The 20,105-nt window shown below is 32.6% G+C and carries 15 protein-coding genes; 3 read left to right on the top strand and 12 right to left on the bottom strand.

Annotation, left to right across the window (positions count from 1 at the left end; translation table 11 throughout):
* Nucleotides 1-56 precede the first annotated feature (56 nt).
* The 4 genes from GXM16_RS13410 to GXM16_RS13390 are packed head-to-tail and all read right to left on the bottom strand — an operon-like array spanning nt 57 to nt 5,876.
* A complete protein-coding gene (locus GXM16_RS13410) occupies nt 57-1,526 on the bottom strand; it encodes an oligosaccharide flippase family protein (RefSeq protein ID WP_163394956.1) in 1,470 nt (489 codons plus the stop codon).
* Between the two features lie 41 nt (nt 1,527-1,567).
* Nucleotides 1,568-2,854: a glycosyltransferase family 4 protein gene (locus GXM16_RS13405; protein WP_163394955.1), complete on the bottom strand. Its 1,287-nt coding sequence runs from the start codon at nt 2,852-2,854 to the stop codon at nt 1,568-1,570.
* A 55-nt stretch (nt 2,855-2,909) separates the two neighbouring features.
* Nucleotides 2,910-5,537 carry a YfhO family protein gene (locus GXM16_RS22865; RefSeq protein WP_229684356.1) on the bottom strand — a complete coding sequence of 876 codons (2,628 nt, stop codon included), beginning with the start codon at nt 5,535-5,537 and terminating at the stop codon, nt 2,910-2,912.
* Between the two features lie 51 nt (nt 5,538-5,588).
* On the bottom strand, nt 5,589-5,876 hold the full coding sequence (locus tag GXM16_RS13390) for a DUF4834 family protein (RefSeq protein WP_163394954.1): 288 nt from the start codon (nt 5,874-5,876) through the stop codon (nt 5,589-5,591).
* A 123-nt stretch (nt 5,877-5,999) separates the two neighbouring features.
* On the opposite strand from GXM16_RS13390, the gene GXM16_RS13385 reads away from it, so the two are divergent.
* Nucleotides 6,000-7,025 (top strand): transporter, encoded by a 1,026-nt coding sequence (locus GXM16_RS13385; RefSeq protein WP_163394953.1) that lies wholly within the window; start codon nt 6,000-6,002, stop codon nt 7,023-7,025.
* 57 nt (nt 7,026-7,082) lie between these two features.
* Nucleotides 7,083-8,213, top strand: a complete 1,131-nt coding sequence (locus GXM16_RS13380) for a GTP cyclohydrolase (RefSeq protein ID WP_163394952.1) — start codon at nt 7,083-7,085, stop codon at nt 8,211-8,213.
* Nucleotides 8,214-8,285: 72 nt separating this feature from the next.
* Here GXM16_RS13380 and yidC read toward each other — a convergent pair whose 3' ends face one another.
* The 7 genes from yidC to guaA all read right to left on the bottom strand — a co-directional run bounded on the left by yidC (nt 8,286) and on the right by guaA (nt 18,511).
* A complete protein-coding gene (gene yidC / locus GXM16_RS13375) occupies nt 8,286-10,202 on the bottom strand; it encodes a membrane protein insertase YidC (RefSeq protein ID WP_163394951.1) in 1,917 nt (638 codons plus the stop codon).
* Between the two features lie 78 nt (nt 10,203-10,280).
* Nucleotides 10,281-11,894, bottom strand: a complete 1,614-nt coding sequence (locus GXM16_RS13370) for a CTP synthase (RefSeq protein WP_163394950.1) — start codon at nt 11,892-11,894, stop codon at nt 10,281-10,283.
* A gap of 222 nt (nt 11,895-12,116) precedes the next feature.
* Nucleotides 12,117-12,347: a DUF3820 family protein gene (locus GXM16_RS13365; RefSeq protein ID WP_163394949.1), complete on the bottom strand. Its 231-nt coding sequence runs from the start codon at nt 12,345-12,347 to the stop codon at nt 12,117-12,119.
* Between the two features lie 80 nt (nt 12,348-12,427).
* Nucleotides 12,428-12,829: an OsmC family protein gene (locus tag GXM16_RS13360; protein WP_163394948.1), complete on the bottom strand. Its 402-nt coding sequence runs from the start codon at nt 12,827-12,829 to the stop codon at nt 12,428-12,430.
* Nucleotides 12,829-14,907 (bottom strand): PBP1 and LysM peptidoglycan-binding domain-containing protein, encoded by a 2,079-nt coding sequence (locus tag GXM16_RS13355; RefSeq protein ID WP_163394947.1) that lies wholly within the window; start codon nt 14,905-14,907, stop codon nt 12,829-12,831. Before GXM16_RS13355 ends, GXM16_RS13360 begins: the two co-directional genes overlap by 1 nt.
* 92 nt (nt 14,908-14,999) lie before the next feature.
* On the bottom strand, nt 15,000-16,919 hold the full coding sequence (locus GXM16_RS13350) for a LysM peptidoglycan-binding domain-containing protein (RefSeq protein ID WP_163394946.1): 1,920 nt from the start codon (nt 16,917-16,919) through the stop codon (nt 15,000-15,002).
* A gap of 62 nt (nt 16,920-16,981) precedes the next feature.
* Nucleotides 16,982-18,511, bottom strand: coding sequence for a glutamine-hydrolyzing GMP synthase (gene guaA, locus GXM16_RS13345; protein WP_163394945.1), 1,530 nt, complete (start codon nt 18,509-18,511; stop codon nt 16,982-16,984).
* Between the two features lie 195 nt (nt 18,512-18,706).
* Between guaA and GXM16_RS13340 the strand changes: the two genes are divergently transcribed.
* Complete coding sequence (locus tag GXM16_RS13340) at nt 18,707-19,234, top strand: hypothetical protein (protein ID WP_163394944.1); 528 nt, start codon at nt 18,707-18,709, stop codon at nt 19,232-19,234.
* A gap of 55 nt (nt 19,235-19,289) precedes the next feature.
* On the opposite strand, the gene GXM16_RS13335 is transcribed toward GXM16_RS13340, so the two are convergent.
* A complete protein-coding gene (locus tag GXM16_RS13335; RefSeq protein WP_163394943.1) occupies nt 19,290-20,003 on the bottom strand; it encodes a hypothetical protein in 714 nt (237 codons plus the stop codon).
* Nucleotides 20,004-20,105 lie beyond the last annotated feature (102 nt).

Below are 20,105 nucleotides of genomic sequence, written 5' to 3'. Positions count from 1 at the left end.
ATTTTTAAAGAAATAAATACTGTAATACACTAAAGAATCAAAGAGCAAAAAACAAATTAAATTTTAATTCCAACTTTTCTTAAAAAACCATTCATAACCTTATTTATATCCGGCGAAATATTGAATTTATAATTCAGATAAAGATATAAGATCGTGACAAGTATGGATTTTAAAGCAATACCTACCAAAGGATAAACAGGAAAATTCCAAAAATAAAAAGCTAAAAACAAAACTGTTGTAACAGCTAAAGAATATAAATTCTGTTTTGTAAAGGGGTATAAATGAAGTTTCTTTACAACAAAAAGCAATTTGGCTAAACTATAAAAAGTAATGGATAATAAAGTCGCAAATGCTGAACCCATAATACCATAAAGCGGTATAAAAATTACGTTTAAAATAAATGTCAATACTACCAAACCTAAACCAAGAAATAATACAGTTTTATAATATTTAGTATTAAAAATGATAGCATTATTATTTCCTAAAATCAGATCAAAATATTTAGATAAGCCAATCATAAAAACTACAGGAATTCCTCCCCTGTATTCGTCAGGAACTATCTCATACAACTGATTGATATTAACAAATATACACAACATCACAAAACCGCCCACAATTTGCAGATTTATTGATGTTTTTTTATACAAAATATTCAGTTCATCATGCTTGTTTTCATGCATTAATTTAGCAGTAATCGGATATACGATCTGATGCATGGCACGACTTGGAACTGAGATGACCAAAGCAATATAAGTTGCTACAGAATAATAAGCAATATTCTTAATTTCCATATATTGATTTAACATCAGTTTATCTCCGTCTAACAGCAGATTAGCAACACTACCTGACAAGATAATGTAGAAAGTATACTCCATAACACTTTTTACATTATGAGGAATTGTAATCTGAAAATTCGGCCTTTTAATATAAAATGCATAAAACATTGTGATCAAAAAAGCTACGAAATAAATGATTGCTGTCAGGTAAACAAATTGTACCAGCGAAATCCAGTTAAAGTACAATCCGATTAACGCAAAACTGGAAAACAACCTTAATCCCACCTCTTTGATAAAATTCCCGAAAACCGAATGCATATGTACCCTTGCCCATGCATAAAAAATTTCGAAATAAGCCATACAGATTCCAATAAACGGAATTAACAGCATAAACTCCCTGACAACAGGATTTTCTTTGGAAACAAAATCAGTAATATCATCAAAGAAAAAAATTCCGATAAGACCTAAAGGAATACACATCAATATTGGGAACAATGCTGTAAAAGACAAAAATTGTTCTCTCTCCTCTTCAGTATCATATTGCGAATAAAATTTGACTAATGTATTTTGCATTCCGATAGCAAATAAAGGCATGATAACATTTGCCGCAGAAAGAATGTAATTTGTTAAGGCATAATATGTTGCCCCTAAATAAATTGGATACAAATAAAGCGTATTAATAGCTCCGATGCCGAAACCTATATAAGTAATTATAGTATTTTTAAAAGACTGATTTAAAACAATACCCATTTTTGAGTTTGATTGTAGCGTTTAGATTATTGTATTTTGGTTTATTCTTTTATCAATTGTGCTAATTGTCTGGTCAGATTTTTTCTTGAATATTGTTGTAAACCAACACCATGTGCCTGCAAACTTCCTTCCAAAAATTGATTATAAAAGTCCAAAATTACACTTTTTAATTTCGCTTTCTCAGAATAATTAAAAAATGTCCCTGTGTTTGTTTCTTTTATAATATCTGCAAAATCTGAGCCTTCAGGTCCAATCGCGATTATTGGGCGGTTTGAAACCATATATTCGAATAGCTTCCCCGGGATAATACTTTTGGTATCTTCAGAATTAATTTCAATTAAAAGTAAAACCTGTGATTTTTTTTGATGGGCAATTGCTTCATGATGCGAAACGTATCCCAAAAGGTTTAGATTTGAATTCAGATTAAATTCAGTAATTGAATCAAGTACTTCCTGACTTACCGCACCAATCAGCTTAATTTCTAAATGCGATTTAAAATCGGGGATTTCATTTAATAATTCAACCAGACATTCCCATAAAAACTTTGGATTTCGATCTGATAAAAAAGAACCGATATGAGCAAGAGTAAATTTAGTATCCAAAACCTGTTTCTCAACATTTTCAACATCGTAACCATTTGTAATAACCGAAATCGGCTTATCTGTTATTGCCTGAAATTCCGTTTTAGTCGTTTTACTGGTTACAATAACCATATCTGCAAAATTGAGAACTTTATGTTCTAATTTTTTATGCTTTCTTTCAGCATAAGAAGATAATCGAAGAGCTTTATGATAACCAATGGTTGTCCATGGATCACGAAAATCGGCAAACCACTTCACATTTAGTTTCTGTTTTAGTTCAAGACCAATCAAGTGCAGACTGTGTGGTGGACCGGAAGTAACAATCGTATCAATATTATTCTCTTTAATATATTTTTCTAGATAAGCTACAGAAGGTTTAACCCAAAAAACACGGGCATCCGGTATAAAAAGATTACCGCGTACCCAAAGAAAAAGTTTATCAAGAAAGCTTTGTTTCTTCTTATTGGGCATAATTCCAGAAGCAATCTTCTTGGTTTTATTTTTTGAAAAAACAGAAGCCAATTGATAAGGCTCCCATATCTTATTCTTTAAAACAATTACCTTATCTGAAATCTCACTCACCAAACCTTCATCAACAATTGGATAAGTTGGATTTTCAGGAATGTAAACGATTGGCTGTACATCAAACTCCGGCAGGTATTTAACAAATTTTAGCCAGCGTTGTACACCAGGCCCTCCTGCTGGCGGGAAGTAATAGGTAATTATTAAGAGCTTTTTTTTTTCCATATTCAATTCCACAGAGATTCACAAAGTAATTACTAAGGATCACAAGGATTTTAAATTATTTTTTTGTTTCTTCCTGATTCCTTTGTGAATCTTTGCGAAAGAATTTTTTAAAATAAATTCCTCCAATCAGAAGCAACAACATTCCGATAGAGCTCGCCAGAGTAATGATGCTTCCTGTTTTAACAACCTGAGGTTCGAATTTAAATTCGATAGTGTGTTTTCCTCCTGGTACTTCCATTGCCCTTAAGACATAATCAACAGGAAAATGATCTGTTAATTGACCATCGACATATGCATTCCAGCCATTTTTATAATACATCTCTGAAAAAACAGCCAAACCGTCTTTTCCGTTATCGGATTGATATTTGATATAATTTGGTTTGTATTGTACAACTTTAATTGTTCCTGTCGTATCCCATTGTTTTTTTAATCTGGCATTTTTAAATTTAGCTTCATGCTCATGAACATTGAAAACCGCGACTCTTTTGGTATCAATATGATCTAACGCTTTCATCACATCATCCGGTTTGTTAACCAATTTTACAGCACTTACAAACCAGGCATTTCCATTTGTATTCGGGTTTATGGTTGGGAACTCTTTTCCTTCTTTATCAGTCTGGATGATGTATTTTACATTTAACATGTCCAAAACTTCCATATTATTCTTTGCAATCTGATAATCAAATAATTGCTGAATCCTTCTTGGTTTTGCGGCATGATAACCTCCTAATGAGTTATGGAAATACGAAGCACGGGCGCTGGACATATTTCCGCTTACCTCAAAAACTCTGTAATGAGTAGTATCTTTTAAAATCTGAGCATCAGATGGGGTTTCCTGAAATGGAGCAGCAATTTCTACCGGACTTACAAAATCTTTGGCAGAAACGTATTTTTTATCAATAAGGAACAAATCTGAAACCATAAGTAAACCAATTAAAACAATTATAAGCTTGTTATAATCTTTTTTAGAAACTACTCTCCAGACTACGTAAGTAAATAAAAATGAAATTAAAGGAACAAAAGATTTAATCGTTAATAATGATTTTTCATTTATTACGATAAATAGATAAAAAACGCCTAATAATGCTAATGCGAACAATAGAATATATCCTAATGTTATTATTACATTTTTATATTTCAAGTGACAAAATAAAAATCCAAAAGATAAAATAACAAAAAAAGCAGAACGCAATAAATCCGCTAAATACAGACTCATTCTATCTTCTTTTAATGCGTCAACAAAATCTGGCCCGTAACTTTCTAAGAAATAATTATCACTACTTCCGCTAAAATGAAACATATTTTTAGCAAGCAATAAAATCAATAAAGTTCCTAATCCAAAAACCGTTGTTTGTACCAAAGCTTTTTGTTGCAGTTTAGGATCTCCATTTAACTTAAAAAAAGATTGAATTCCCATTACAGCCAAGACAGGAAAACATAATTCTAAAATAACCTGAATGGAAGAAACTGCCCTGAACTTATCGTACATCGGAACGTAATCAATAAAGAAATCCGTTAGCAACGAAAAGTTTTTTCCCCAAGAAAGGACTAAAGAAAATAATGCTCCACCCAAAAACACATATTTTATTTTTCGATCATCAATAAACAACGCCAAAACTCCAAGAAAGAATACTACAATACCAATATATGCAGGCGCGGCAACAATAGGCTGGTCTCCCCAATAAGTTGGCATTCCCGAAACAAAATCTTCTGCCTGATCATAAGGTACTCCATGTTCTATCATAAAAGAATACATTCGACTGTCTTTACCTATATTTTCATGGTTTGACCCGCCAAAAAGCCTAGGCGCAATAAGATTAAAGCTTTCAGCTATTCCGTAACTATATTCTGTAATATATTCGCGGCTTAAGGCATTTTCATTAGTCTTTTTAGACCCATCCGGGTTGAAAGTCAGTTCGCTGTTGCTTCGTGTGCTGAATTTTGCATATTCGCTTGTTGCCATTAAATTGGTAGCATTTGCTCCAATAGCAAAAATTCCGGCAATTGCTAAAACTCCAACTGCAATCCCAAGTTCTTTAAACTGTTTTTCTTTAATAAAATTAAAAGCAAAATATCCAGAAAGGATCAATAGGAAAATCAATAGGTAATAAGTCATCTGAAAGTGGTTCGCATTTACTTCAAGTGCAACCGAAAACATCGTAAGGAGCCCCCCCCAAATGTATTTTTTTTGAAAAACCAGTATAAAACCCGCAATTACCAACGGCATATATGCAATTGCATGAGCTTTTGCGTTATGCCCAACTCCAAGAATTATAATTAAATAAGTAGAAAAACCAAACGCAATTGCACCAATAAATGCTTTTAAAGGATCCGTTTTTAAAACCAGAAGCAAACCATAAAAACCTAAGAAATATAGAAATAAATAATCTGCAGGACGAGGTAGAAAACGTAAAACATCATCTACTTTACCTACAAAATCATTTGGATAATTTGCTCCTAATTGATAAGTGGGCATCCCTCCAAAAGCAGAATTCGTCCAGTATGGCTCTGTATTTTCGGCCGCTCTGAAATCATTTTGCTCTTTTGCCATTCCGGTATATTGAGCAATATCAGACTGGAAAATTTGTTTCCCCTGCAATACAGGGTAAAAATAAATTAATGATACAAGAATAAAGCCCAGAATTACAAGGGCATGCGGATAGAACTTATTTACTATTTTCAATTTTGGGTGGTTTGGTTAAATGATGAATCCTGATTGTTTCAGAATACAAACTTAATCTATTTCTTCGTAATCAACATAATCGCCAACCTTTTTGGTTTCGCGGGGCTTTTTTGCATGAGCAGTATTGATGATTATCTCATCATTATTATTGCTCCTGGTGCTTTGCCATGAATTATCCTGACTATATTGTTGTTGCCTCTGAAAATTTTCTCCGGCTTTTTCTACCGCTTTTTTAACCAGTACAGGCAAAAATATTTTAGCTAAAAATTTAAAAATATAATAAAAAGCTATTACCCACATTATGGTTTTAAGGAACCCTGAAAATGATGCTTCTTGCATAATTGTATAATTTTTTTCAAAATTAATAAAACCATCCTTCAAAATTAAAATATCAATCTTAAATAAATAATAAAATATAGTACATTTGAAAACGTTATTACTTTTTAATCAAAAAATACATATATGTTAAAAATTAAAAACTTTTTGATAGCTTGTCTATTTTTACTCCCACAATACTTTTTTTCTCAACATACAGATGTTATAAATTCAAATCGTCCAGGTGAAACTATGTCTGCCTTCTCAGTCGGAAAGTCGGTAATACAAGGTGAGGTTGGTCTATATGGTATACATGAAAAACACTCTCTACAAGATTATGAAGCTACAGGTTTTGGTACTGATTTTACCATTCGTTGGGGGCTTTTTCACGAGCAGCTTGAATTTATAGGAGATATTCAATATCAAAACGAAAAGTTCACAACTCCAGCCACCACTTTTAGAAAAAGCAACTTCAGACAAACCGTTTTCGGCGCAAAATACTTAATTTATGACCCTTTTAAACGTTACAATAAAGACATCAATATTTACAGTTATAATGCAAACAAAAAATTCAGCTGGCGTCAATTAATACCTGCAATTTCAATCTTTGCAGGTGCTAATTTTGTACTCAGGGACAACCCATATGCTTATAATACAAATACACTCAATTATTATTCAAACAAATTCAATGTCAGTCCTAAGCTAATGTTAATCACACAAAACCATTTTGGTGACGGAAGATGGGTACTGGTAACAAATCTTATTGCAGATTACATATCATCCGACAATCCAGGTTATGGATATGTCCTAACACTGACAAGAGGATTCAATAGCAAATGGTCCGGTTTTCTTGAGAATCAGGGCTACAAAAGCGACTTGTACAGCGATGCTATTGTAAGAGGAGGTGCAGCTTATTTATTATCGAGAAATGTACAAGTTGATGCTTCAGTTAGCAAAAATTTAAAAAATTCACCATCATTATTATATGGAGGAATTGGTTTTTCTATCCGTTATGATGACAAACATAAAAACAAACTTGTGAATTACGGCAAAGCAAAAAAGGTAAAAAAGACAAAAGACAAGAAAGACAAGAACAAAGTAGAGGAGCCAACAGAAGAAGAAATAATAGACTATCAGCAGAAAGAGCGTGAAAGAAAAGCTAAATATGAATAAGTTTTAACTCTCCAAAAATGAATTTCTTTACTCTAAGAATTTAAATAAAATACATTAATGATTACAATTAAAGAAGCCAAAACAAAAAAGGAACTAACAGAATATATCAAATTCCCTTTTTCCTTATACAAGGATAATCCGTATTGGGTCCCCCCTATTATCTCAGATGAATTAGAATCATTTGATAAAACAAAAAATCCGGCTTTTGAAAATGCTGAGGCTTATTTTTACATGGCCTATAAAAACGATAAAGTTGTTGGAAGGATTACCGCGATTATAAACTGGTCTGAAGTAAATAATCAGCATAAAAGAAAAGTTCGTTTTGGCTGGTTTGATGTCATCGACGATATTGAAGTAACGAAAGCTTTACTGGAAAAAGTGTATGAATTAGGAAAACAGCACAAACTGGAACACATGGAAGGCCCAATGGGTTTCTCAAATCTTGACAAGGTTGGAGTTCTTACAGAAGGTTTTGACCAGGTGGGAACTATGATTACATGGTACAACAACGAATACTATGTAAGACATTTTGAACAATTAGGCTTTCAGGTAGAAAAACAATATATCGAAAGTATTTTCCCGTTTTCAAACGTAAAACCAGAATTTTTCCAGAAAGCACAGGAACTTATCAAAAAGAGATATGGCTTAAAATCGCTAACTTTTACAAAAACAAAAGACATTATGCCACATGTTGACAAAATGTTTGATCTGTTCAATGAATCGTACGAAAAACTAGCTTCGTTTGTTGCCATATCTGATATTCAGAAAGAATATTTCAAAAAAAAATATATCAGTTTTATAAATCCTGAATATATTAAGTTTGTGGTCGATAAAGATGATAAATTAATCGCTTTCAGTATTGTAATGCCTAGTTTTACTGAAGCTTTACAAAAAATAAAAGGAAAACTTTTTCCATTTGGTTTCCTTCATTTATTAAGAGCAAAAAAACACAGTAAGGATGTTGTTTTTTATCTTATAGGCATTCACCCTGAATATCAGAACAAAGGTGTTACAGCAATTATTTTTGACGAATATTATAAAACTTTCTCTGAAAAAGGTATTCGGAACTGTATTAGAACCCCTGAGTTACTTGAGAACAACGCCATTCATTTACTATGGAAAAATTTTGATCCGATAATTCACTGCCAAAGAAAAACGTATCGAAAAGACTTAGCTCAGTGGACTTAACAAAACACAATTTGAATTATAAAAAAGGTCGAAATTAAAATTAATTTCGACCTTTTTTATTTAAAGAAATATTTATTTCTTTTTATTATTCTGAGCTTTTTTAGCAGCTTCCTGCTGCTCCATTACTTCCTGAAGACGCTGTTGAAACTTACTAGGCTTTTTAGGCTCTCTTTGTTTGTTTTCCTGAATCTGAGCATGAATTTTATCACTGTCAACAATATAATTCTTAATTACAAACATAATTCCGATTGTGATTAAATTCGAAATAAAGTTGTACAAACTCAATCCAGCTCCATAGCTGTTAAAGAAAATTAACATCATTAATGGCGAAACATAAATCATGATTTTCATCATTTTAGCCATATCCGGCATACCTTCCTGCTGTGGAGCAGCCATTTGTTGATCTCCTGAAGTCATTTTCATGTAGAAGAAAATCGCAATTGCTGCCAAAATTGGAAACAAACTGATATGATCCCCGTACAATGGAATATGAAATGGTAGTTTTAGAACAGAGTCAAAAGAGGACAAATCATCAGCCCAAAGGAAACCTTTTTGTCTTAATTCAAAAGCAGAAGGAAAGAACTGAAATGATGCATACATAAAAGGAAGCTGAATCAATGCCGGAATACAACCTGCCATTGGATTTACTCCTGCTTTATTGTATAATTTCATTGTCTCCTGCTGTTTCTTCATTGGATCTTTTTTGTATTTTTCTCCCAATTCAGTAATATCAGGTCTTAAAACTTTCATTTTTGCCTGTGACAAGAATGATTTATATGTAATTGGCGACATTGCCAATTTAATTATAATCGTGAAGATGATAATTGCAATTCCTAATGACAATCCAATTGTTGAGCTTAAGAAACCAAATAATGGAATAAAAATCCATTTGTTAATCCAGCCAAAAATCCCCCATCCTAAAGGAATAATTTTTTCAAAGCTTTTATCATATGATTTTAAAACTTTATAGTCTGCAGGTCCAAAATACCAGCTCATTTTATAATCAATTTCACCGCTTGTGAAAGCCAGGGGAACCGTTGCTTTAAATTGCTTAGTAAAGACTGTATCTATTTTTTCATCTTTAACTAAATTCTCCGAAACTAATTGCGATTTTTCAAAAGAAGTATTTGTTTGCAGAATAGTAGTGAAGAAATGCTGTTTAAATGCAATATAATCCACTTTTTCAGGCGTTTCTTCTTTATGATCGCCCTGACCTACATAACTTTCTTTTCCATCTTCGTAATTATAATAAATTTCTGCATAACGATTTTCATAAGAAATGCTTTTCTCATTTCTATACGTTTTCAGATCCCATTGCAAATCCAATGGTTTAGCAGAATTCAGAACTTTATTCAGACCTTGTGAACGAATATCAAAGCCAACTAAATAATCATTTGGTTTTAATACATATTTGTATTCTAGAAATTCGTTAGCCCCTGCTTTTAAGCGCATCGTTAAAACCTGATCGGCACCAGCTTTAGCCAGTGTAGGCTCAAAAAACAAATCTTTAGAATTTAAAGTTCTGTTATCTGTTGTTAATAACTGAATATTTAGGTTCGAATTATTGTTTTTAATCAATTCAACTAACTGATTTGAACCTTTATGGAATTTTTCGAACTCTTTTAAAGTTGCTTCGACAATATAACCGCCTTTATTAGCGATTTTAAGTTTAATTTTTTCGTTTTCGATTGTAGTAAAAGAATCTTTTGCAGAAGGAAGAGTCGCTGAATAAGCAAAACCACCTAATGTTTTTTGCAATTTTGCCAATTGAACAGTATCTCCCGGAGTTACAGCTGCCGCTGGTGAAGCAGCAGTTTTAGCTTTATCTGCCTTAGCCTGGGCTTCCTGTTTAGCTACTAATTCTTTCTTGGCTCTTTCTGCAGCAATTTCCTTATCAGAAGGTTGATTTTGGTACATAATCCAAAGCAAAATTCCAAATATCAATACAAAGCCAATGATTGAATTAAGGTCTAATTTTTTTTCTTCCATTATAATTTAAAAAAGTTATTCATTACAGGCAATTAGTTGTGAGTTATACTCAGAAGTTACACCTAAGAATATTAATTATTATTTTTTATGAGAATTAACCGCTGCAGCCACAAAGTTTACGAAAATAGGATGTGGATTTGCGACCGTACTTTTGTATTCCGGATGATATTGTACACCAATGAAAAACGGGTGGTTTTCAAGCTCAACAATTTCAACCAAACCTGTGTCAGGATTAACTCCTGAAGCAATCAAACCTGCTTTTTGCAATTCATCCTTATACTTGTTATTGTACTCATAACGGTGACGGTGACGCTCTGAAATAGTTTTTTCACCGTAAATTTTATGCGCTAAAGTGTTTGGTTTAATATCGCATTTCCAAGCCCCAAGACGCATAGTTCCACCTTTGTCAGTAATTGTTTTTTGCTCTTCCATCAAATTTACTACAGGATGTTTTGTTTTCTCGTTCATCTCTGTAGAATTTGCTTCAGCATATCCTAAAATATTTCTTGAATATTCAATAACTGACATTTGCATTCCTAAACAAATTCCGAAGAACGGAATATTATTTTCACGAGCATAACGAACAGCCTCTATTTTACCTTCAATACCTCTTTCACCAAAACCAGGTGCAACTAAAACTCCGTCAAGAACTCCTAGTTTTTCTGCAACATTATCAATATTAATATGTTCTGAGTGAATTGAAATTACATTTACTTTAGTTTCATTGGCGGCTCCAGCATGAATAAACGCCTCCAAAATAGATTTGTAACAATCCTGCATTTCCACATATTTACCAATCAAACCAATATTTACAGTATGTTTAGGCGTTTTTAATCTTCTTAAAAAAGTATTCCATGTCTTTAGATCCGGAGCAGCTTTTTTAGGTAAATCTAATTTCTTTAAAGCCACAACATCCAATCCTTCTTCAAGCATCAAATTTGGAACTTCATATATTGTTGAAGCATCAATAGACTGAATAACCGCTTCTTTTTTAACATTACAAAACAGAGCTAGTTTGCTACGCAATTCCTGAGACAATTCATGCTCAGTTCTGCATACTAGAATATCAGCTTTGATTCCACTCTCCATCAAAGTTTTTACAGAGTGCTGTGTTGGTTTTGTTTTCAATTCGCCGGCAGCAGCTAAAAATGGTACTAAAGTCAAATGAATAACGATTCCATTGTTTTCTCCAAGCTCCCAAACTAACTGACGGACAGATTCTATATAAGGTAATGACTCAATGTCCCCCACAGTTCCGCCAATCTCAGTAATTACGATATCATAATCCCCGGATTTGCCCAGAATTTGCATTCTGTCTTTTATCTCGTTTGTAATATGAGGAACAACCTGAACTGTTTTTCCTAGAAATTCCCCTCTTCTTTCTTTTTCAATAACCGAAAGATAAACCCTTCCTGTAGTTACGTTATTAGCCTGAGAAGTAGGAACATTTAAAAAACGCTCATAATGACCTAAGTCTAAATCCGTTTCTGCACCGTCATCTGTTACATAACATTCACCATGTTCGTACGGATTCAAAGTTCCCGGATCGACATTGATATACGGGTCAAATTTCTGAATAGTAGTACGATATCCTCTTCCTTGTAACAATTTTGCCAAAGATGCTGCAATAATCCCTTTTCCTAAAGAAGAAGTCACACCGCCTGTAACAAAAATATATTTTGTTTGATTCATTCTGTTTAGTTTGTATTGTAGTTGTGTAAAAAACTTGGCAAAAGTACAATTTAATTAGACAATTTGCTAATTAGAAATTTAGAAAATGTGTCAATTGGAAAATTTAAGAAATAGACAAGTGATAATTAGAAAACAATGAATTAAATTCATTTTAAAGTCATATTCTAAAGTTATCTCTCTAAACATTTATCTAATTTTCTAATTCCTCATGATCCAATTCTTTTAAGGCTTGGGGTATTGTTTTTTGATATTTCTGATTAATTCCTCTAAACCATTTAATTTTAGTTCATAAACAAGCTGAAGCTGTTGCCCTAATTCGCCTTTTGGAAAGCCTTTATTATGATACCAAACCACATAATATTCCGGCAAATCAATTAAAAAACGTCCTTCATATTTCCCGAAGGGCATTTTAGTATGAGCCAGTTTTATGAGTTGCTTTTTTTCCTGTTCCATTTTTTAAAATAAAAAAGAAGCAAGAAAAAGAATATAGATTGATTCTTTTTCCCGCTTCTTTAAATGCTATAATTGTATTCTTATTTCCAGTTGAAAGTAATTCTTTTTTCTATATCAGAATTTAAACTCAAAAATACCGGACAAGTCATTGCAGCACGCTCCAGAATTGTTCTGCTTTTTTCGTCAGCATTACTTATCAGTTCAAAAACGACTTCAATTGCACCAATTCTTCTTGGCTCAGCATTCATTATTTTAGTTACTTCAGCTGTCGAATCTACTAAATCTACATTTAAATCCCGGGCTTTGATTCCCATAATTGTAAACATGCAACTTGCCAAAGCATTTGCCACCGTATCTGTTGGAGAAAATGCTTCTCCTTTTCCGTTATTATCTAATGGCGCATCTGAAACGATTTCGCTTCCTGACTGCACATGAATTGATTTTGTTCTTAAATCGCCTAAATAGGTTACTTTTGATGTCATTAATTTGCTACTTTTAAAGTTAAGTCTGAATCATAATATAAAATGTAAACACCTTTATTAGCGTGTCCCCCATCTTCTTTTTTATAATATTGAAATTTATTATCAACCTGCTCCGTTGTTATTAAATCTGCCGTTTCCTGATATGTTTTCCCCTGCACCAAACGCATCATGGTATCAAAAGTAACATCAAAACCACGGGTTGCATAAGTATTTGGATTCACTTTATTTTTCAGTTTGTATTCTTTTTCAAAAATCAACACTTTAGCTTCGTCACTTTCACGGGTAACTGAAGGATACATCAATTTTAATTTTACCAGATTTTCAAAATTAATTTCATCTGTATCCAATGTACTGTTTGGCTCCAGTATTACCAATTGTATCTGACAAGTTTTCTGAGCATCTATTAACGCTTTTATAGTTGCTTTAATCATTGCTGTATTACCTGTTTCCATTACTACATAATTCATTTTTCCAGGAAACAACAAACTTTTCAAATTCGCAACATCCAAACCTCCTGTTTCGGTTAAAGAAGCAAAAACAACTCCTCTTTGGTTTTGTTTGATGTAACTGATGACAGATTCCTTTTTCTTATCTACTACTGCAACAATATTACCGTTTTTAGAACGCATATAATCAAAAACAGTATTTCTGACCACATCATTGGTTGGTATTGACTGATACAAATTATCAATTGGATTTGCAGAATCCTTGGACAATGGCGAAATTACAGGAACATTATGCAAACGTAATGTATTAGCCGTTGTTTCAGCATTAGTCTGATAAAACGGACCTATTATCGCATTAGCATCCTGCAATTTATTCTGCGTAATTAAACTCGGAATATTTGAAGTGTTTTTTGTCTCCTGTGAATCATAAATTGAAATATCAATTGGCAGTTTTAAAGTTTTTGCCGAATCAATTGCCATCATTGCTCCTGAATAAAAATCCAGCGTCATATTTAAAAACTTATCCGTCTTTACACGACTCGCAAAACCTACTGTGTCATTCTGAATTTTAGCAATATTAAAAGGCAACAACAAAACGAGCTTTTTACGTTCATTCTGACCTCTCTTTTTGCTTAATTCAACTACTTCCGGATCAGCAGAAACAGTTTCTGATTTTACTTTTTCAAGAATTTGAATCCCGCCTTTATTTTCTGCGGGTTTTTCAGTTTGCCTTGGTTCTTCTTTTACAATAATTGGTACAGGAGCAACATATCCTGACGGAACTTTCAAAACCATTCCTTCTTTTACACCTTCAGAAAGAGTGGGATTTAAATCTGTCAATTCTTCCTGAGTAAGGTGAAATGTTCTTCCTAAACTATAAAAAGTTTCTTTTGGTTTTACCTGATACTCCATATAAGTAGTCACTTTTTTTGAATTATCAGCAGACTTTTTAGCCTCAGAGGGTTTTACAGTATTTGCAACAGAAGCTGCAGCTTCTGTTTTTGGAGCCGTTCCTTTTATTGTTAATCGATATCCAACAGGTAAACTCGAAACAATTTCAGGATTACGTTTTTCTAAATCTTCAATAGTTGTATTATATTTTTTCGCAATAGAAAACTTGGTTTCCTTTGCCACAACATCGTGATAAACATACTTTTCAGATACTTTATCCTTTGTTTTTTTATTTGTAGCAACATTTTTTGCAGCAGAACCCTTTGCCGGAATTACCAATTTCTGACCAATCTGAACGCCATTTTTTTCCAAAAATGGATTTGCAGCCTTTAAATCCTCATCTGAAATATCATATTTTTTTTCGATACTGTAAAAGGTTTCTTTTGGCTGTACTTCATGAATAACTTCTTTGGTATTCCCTTTTTTAGGTGAAGTTTCATCTTTTTTAGCCAATACAGACTTACCGCTGCTATTTGGAATCAACAAAACTGTGTTCGGCTTCAAAGAAGTTCTTGCATCCGGATTTAACTGGTAAATATCATAAGGCGTAACCTTAAATTTTTGAGCAATCTGATTGATAGTTTCTCCTGCTGACACAGTATATTTAACCACTTTTCCCTGAGAAAAAGCAGAACACGTCATAAAAAAAACAATAGAAAAAAATGTGAAAAAATATTTCATAATAGATATTAAAAACAATTATTCTTTAATGCGAACAAGATACTAATTTCTGCTTAAAACAAAAATCAGTCCGAAAGTTAATTCTTTACTAATTATTGTCTAAGATCAATTTCTGCCTTAGCAATAATAATGTCTTTATATAACTCATTTTCTTCCTTTTTCTTGCATTGGTATAAAACTTCCTCCATATTATTATATCTATCCGAATATACATAATAAGAAAGACTGTTAATATTAAAAAAGAAACTTGCATTAAAATCTCCTGAATCAATGAGCTTCATAATGAATGAATCCCGTGGAGCAGCATCTGTAAATGTACCTAAAACCAAATAATATCCATTTGGAACTTCTTTAAGATTATCAAAAACTTCAATTTTTATGTTTTTTTCATTTTTAAACGGATTTTCTTTGAGCTCCTTTTTCATTTCTTCCAGTGAAACAGTTTTCGAATTTTCAGTTAAACCTGATTTGTTTTGATTTTTAATGGCCTCATCCTGATATTTTTTTAGTTTCACCAAAGCGAGTTTATCATCAAATTTCCTGGCTTCCATGCTATAATAAGAAGCTTTGCTGATATGCCGTTTCACCTCAATTTTTTTCTGGACATCTAAAGAATCAATTTTTGCAATTAAAAGCTGGTTTTGTACATCAACCTGTTCCTGCTCAATCTTGTAGCGTTTAATTTCTTCTAAAGAAAGCCTTTGCTGGATTGATGTGGTATTGTTCTTTTTTTCGTTTTCGCGTATTTTTTTCTTGTATTCCTGATTCTCTTCTACGGCAATCTTTTCAACTTTATTCATTAAACCAGCATATGCCTTTCGGTTTTCAGCCAGTTCTTTTTTTAACTGAGAAGACAATTCACTTGTTTGGCCAATACTTTCATAAGATTGTTTCTCCAAACGTTTTGATTCGTTGATATTCATAACATCCATACGTTTCAATTCGTCCAAATCATTGTTCATCGTATTGACTAAAGAATCTAATTTTGTCATTAAAATATCCTGTACATTTTTATTCGCTTCTAAAACCAACCGCAATTTTTCAACAGAATTTTCTTTAGAGCCATTAAGATCATTCAGGTTCATTTTCAAATCATTGATTTTTATAATCTTCTGATTCATTTCTTTCTGAATAACCAATCTGTCTTTCAAATCATCTATTTCAACTGTTTTGGCTTTTGTCTTTTCAACCACCACTTGTTTTTCGGCCAAAGCCAGCATTAGCTCTTCATTTTCATTTGCAGGTTTAATGGCTGTAGTATTGATAGCTAATTTATTTCCAACGACTAATCCATTTACAATTTCGGGATTTTGTGACTCTAACTGATCGATTGTAATACCATATTTTTTGGAAATTGAAAATTTTGTTTCCTTAGCCTCAACCACGTGAAAGAAAGTTTCCGGGTTGATTACACGAAGTCTTCCATCGAGCGTTTTTCTTTTATTCGGAATAACAATTGTTTGACCAATTTGCAATCCGTTTTGGAGTAAATCTTTATTCAAATTTTCAAGATCCTGAACCGAAACATTATATTGCCTGGCAATACTAAACAAAGATTCTTTAGCCACAACCTGATGTTTAAACTTAGAAGAAACAGAAATTTCAGTTTTTGGAGGATTCAAAATGTTTTGTGGAATTACCAATTCCTGACCAGCCTGAAGTCCGTTGACAAGGATTTCTTTATTGGCTTCTGAAATCGTCTCCTGAGAAACTTTGTATTTTTTTGATAAACCGTAAAGTGTTTCCTTTTCTCCAACAATATGGGTAATCCGTTTGTCTGATTTTGGTTTTTCTGGAGAATGAACCGGAACCTTAATAATCTGATTGTCCTTGATTCCGTTTTGCGATTCGGGATTGAGTTTATAGATTTCATCTACAGAAACCTTATATTTTTGAGCTATAAAATAAGCAGTTTCTCCCTTTTGAATTTTGTGCTCAATAATTGAATCTTGTGCCGTTATTTTGTTAAAAGACAAAATAAACACAAGAGAAATCGTTAAAAGTTCTCTCATAAATAGTAGGTTATAAAAAATTAAGGCCTTACAAATGTAAGACCTTAATTTTAAAAATAATACTATTCCCACTCAATTGTTGCAGGTGGTTTTGAACTTATGTCGTAAACTACACGATTCACGCCTTTTACCTTGTTGATAATGTCATTTGACACTTTCATCAGGAAATCGTAAGGTAAATGAACCCAGTCAGCCGTCATACCATCTGTTGATTCAACAGCTCTCAACGCAACTACTTTTTCGTATGTACGCTCATCGCCCATTACTCCAACAGAATTCACCGGAAGCAAAATTGCTCCTGCCTGCCAAACCTTATCGTATAATCCCCAGGATTTTAATCCTTCGATAAAAACAGAATCTACATCTTGTAAAATCCTAACTTTCTCCTGAGTAATATCACCTAAAATTCTAATTGACAATCCAGGTCCAGGGAAAGGGTGTCTTCCTAATAATTCAGGATCTATTCCTAAAGTAGCTCCTACTCTTCTTACTTCGTCTTTAAAAAGCATTCTAAGCGGTTCTACAATTTTTAATTTCATATAATCCGGCAATCCACCAACATTGTGGTGTGATTTAATAGTTGCAGAAGGTCCTTTTACAGAAACAGACTCAATAACATCAGGATAAATTGTTCCTTGTGCCAGCCATTTTACGTCTTCTAATAAATGTGATTCATCATCAAAAACTTCGATAAATACACGACCAATTGTTTTACGTTTGGTTTCAGGATCACTGATTCCTGCTAATTCGCCAAGAAAACGATCTCCGGCATCTACTCCTTTTACATTTAGTCCCATTCCTTTGTATTGATCTAACACACTTTGGAATTCATTTTTACGAAGTAAACCGTTGTTTACAAAAATGCAATATAAGTTTTGTCCAATTGCTTTGTTTAATAAAACTGCCGCTACTGTAGAATCCACTCCTCCTGATAAACCAAGAACAACTTTGTCGTTTCCTAGTTTTTCTTTTAATTCTGCTACCATTTCATCAACGAAAGCATTTGGAGTAAAGTTTTGAGGAACTTCAGCAATTTTCACTAAGAAATTCTCCAACATCTTTTTTCCATCTGTTGAATGGTAAACTTCCGGATGGTATTGAATAGCATAAGTAGTTTCTCCTTCAATTTTGTAAGCAGCAAATTCCACATCATGTGTACTTGCTAATTTTACAGCATTTGCCGGAAGCGCTTTAATACTATCACTATGGCTCATCCAAACCTGGCTGTTTTCTGAAACTCCTTCAAAAAAAGTTTCATTTTCTTTAATATAAGACAAGTTGGCTCTTCCGTATTCTCTTGTATTTGAAGCTGCTACTTCACCTCCGCTGAAATGAGCCAAATACTGAGCTCCATAACAAACAGCAAGCAAAGGCATTTTGCCTCTAATTTGCGATAAATCAGGATGTGGTGCATCTTCTCCTCTAACAGAGAAAGGACTTCCTCCTAAAATTACGGCTTTATAACTTGATAAATCACTTGGAATGTGATTGTAAGGAAAAATTTCGCAGAATATATTTAATTCGCGAACTCTACGCGCAATAAGCTGTGTATATTGCGATCCGAAATCTAAAATAAGTACGTTGTGTTGCATGCGCAAAAATACTTTTTATATTCGAAAATGAAAAATTGATTTTTGATTTTTTTTCTTTTTGAACACCAAGACGTTAAACATCTGTAAATCTGAAATATAAATTTTAGAAACAATAAAAAATCCTGTTTCTTAAAAAAAGACAAATCCAAACTTTAAACAATTTCGTATCTGCAGAGATAACCTATTATATTAACTATGAAATCAAAACTTGTTTTCTTCGCATTTTTATCTACATTATTTTTGAGTTCCTGTGATGCTATTGATGATTTATTGACCTTCAATATTTCAAATGAAGCTTCTATTAAAATTAAAAGTACCTCTCCAATCAATTTGCCTTCTGAAATTATTACGCCAGAAGTCACTACAAATTCTTCTTCCGAATTTGAAAACAACAAAACTAAAGCCAGTATGGTTAAAGATGTAAAAATAAGATCTTTAAAACTATCCATTTCGGATCCTTCAGATAAAACGTTTACGTTTTTAAAATCAGTACATCTTTATATTTCTACTACCGGTTCTAACGAAATAGAACTGGCTTATCTTGACAATATTAGTACAACAGCAAATATGATAGATTTAATATGTACGGATAAAAGATTAGATCAGTATATCAAAGCCGAGAGCTATAAAATCAGAACAAAAGTTACATTAAAAGAAACCTTAACTAAAGATGTAACGATAAAAGCAAATATGAAGTTTAAGGTAACTGCGGATCCTTTTTAATCCAAAAACACGAAGTTTTCAATCAAAAAAGTTTATATAAACAATTTTTAAGGAATTACTCTTTCGTTGCAATAATAGTAGCTTTAAAACCAGCCGCAAGATTATTCCAGTAATCATTGGTTACCAGAGTACCTTTATCATCATAAACCTGGATTTCAGCTGTATTGCCTCCTAAAGAACCTATATTTAATGCCTCAAAATCCAATTTATTAAAACCATTAACAAGTATGATTTTTACTTGTTTATAATTACTATCCAAAAACAATTGATTTTGAATAACCTGATCATTAGAAGAAATTTTAACCAAATCACCGTCGATAGCACCAAAATCTCTTAATTTAACAATAAAATAAGCTGACTTCGTTCTTATTTCGCCCAAAGAAATATTTTTCTTGACCAATTCTCCCCTGCCCTCTTTTAATCCGGCTTCTTTTAAAGCTTTATCAAGATCTTTTTCCATTTTAGGAACATATCGGTCTCCCGGGTTAGCAAAATCATTTTTAGGGGTCATAGAAAAGGTGTTTTTTTCTTCACCAATCTGAAATCTGGACTTTGGAGTTATACTCGTATTATCAAAAACATTCGGGGTTTTAATACTTGGAATATCTGAATTTTGTGTCTGTGGATTTTTAACTTCAGGAGCAGGTATATTTTTAGGCTTAGCATCAAACTTTGGTGCTGGAATAGATTTAAAACCAGAATTAAATTCTCTCTGAGCAGAAGCAGTCAGGAAAGTAAAAAATAATATGAATAATAAAATATGCTTCATTGAAAAGGTATTATCGAATCGGCTTTTAAAATTTTATAAAAATCAATATTCAGGTCTCGCAAAAATAACATAATTTAATTACTGACTGTCGGTTTAAGAATT

The sequence above is a fragment of the Flavobacterium limi genome (genome assembly GCF_010645075.1).
Classification (GTDB): domain Bacteria; phylum Bacteroidota; class Bacteroidia; order Flavobacteriales; family Flavobacteriaceae; genus Flavobacterium; species Flavobacterium limi.
The sequence above is the reverse complement of the archived record's forward strand: the minus strand, read 5'-3'. Positions and strand labels throughout refer to the sequence as shown.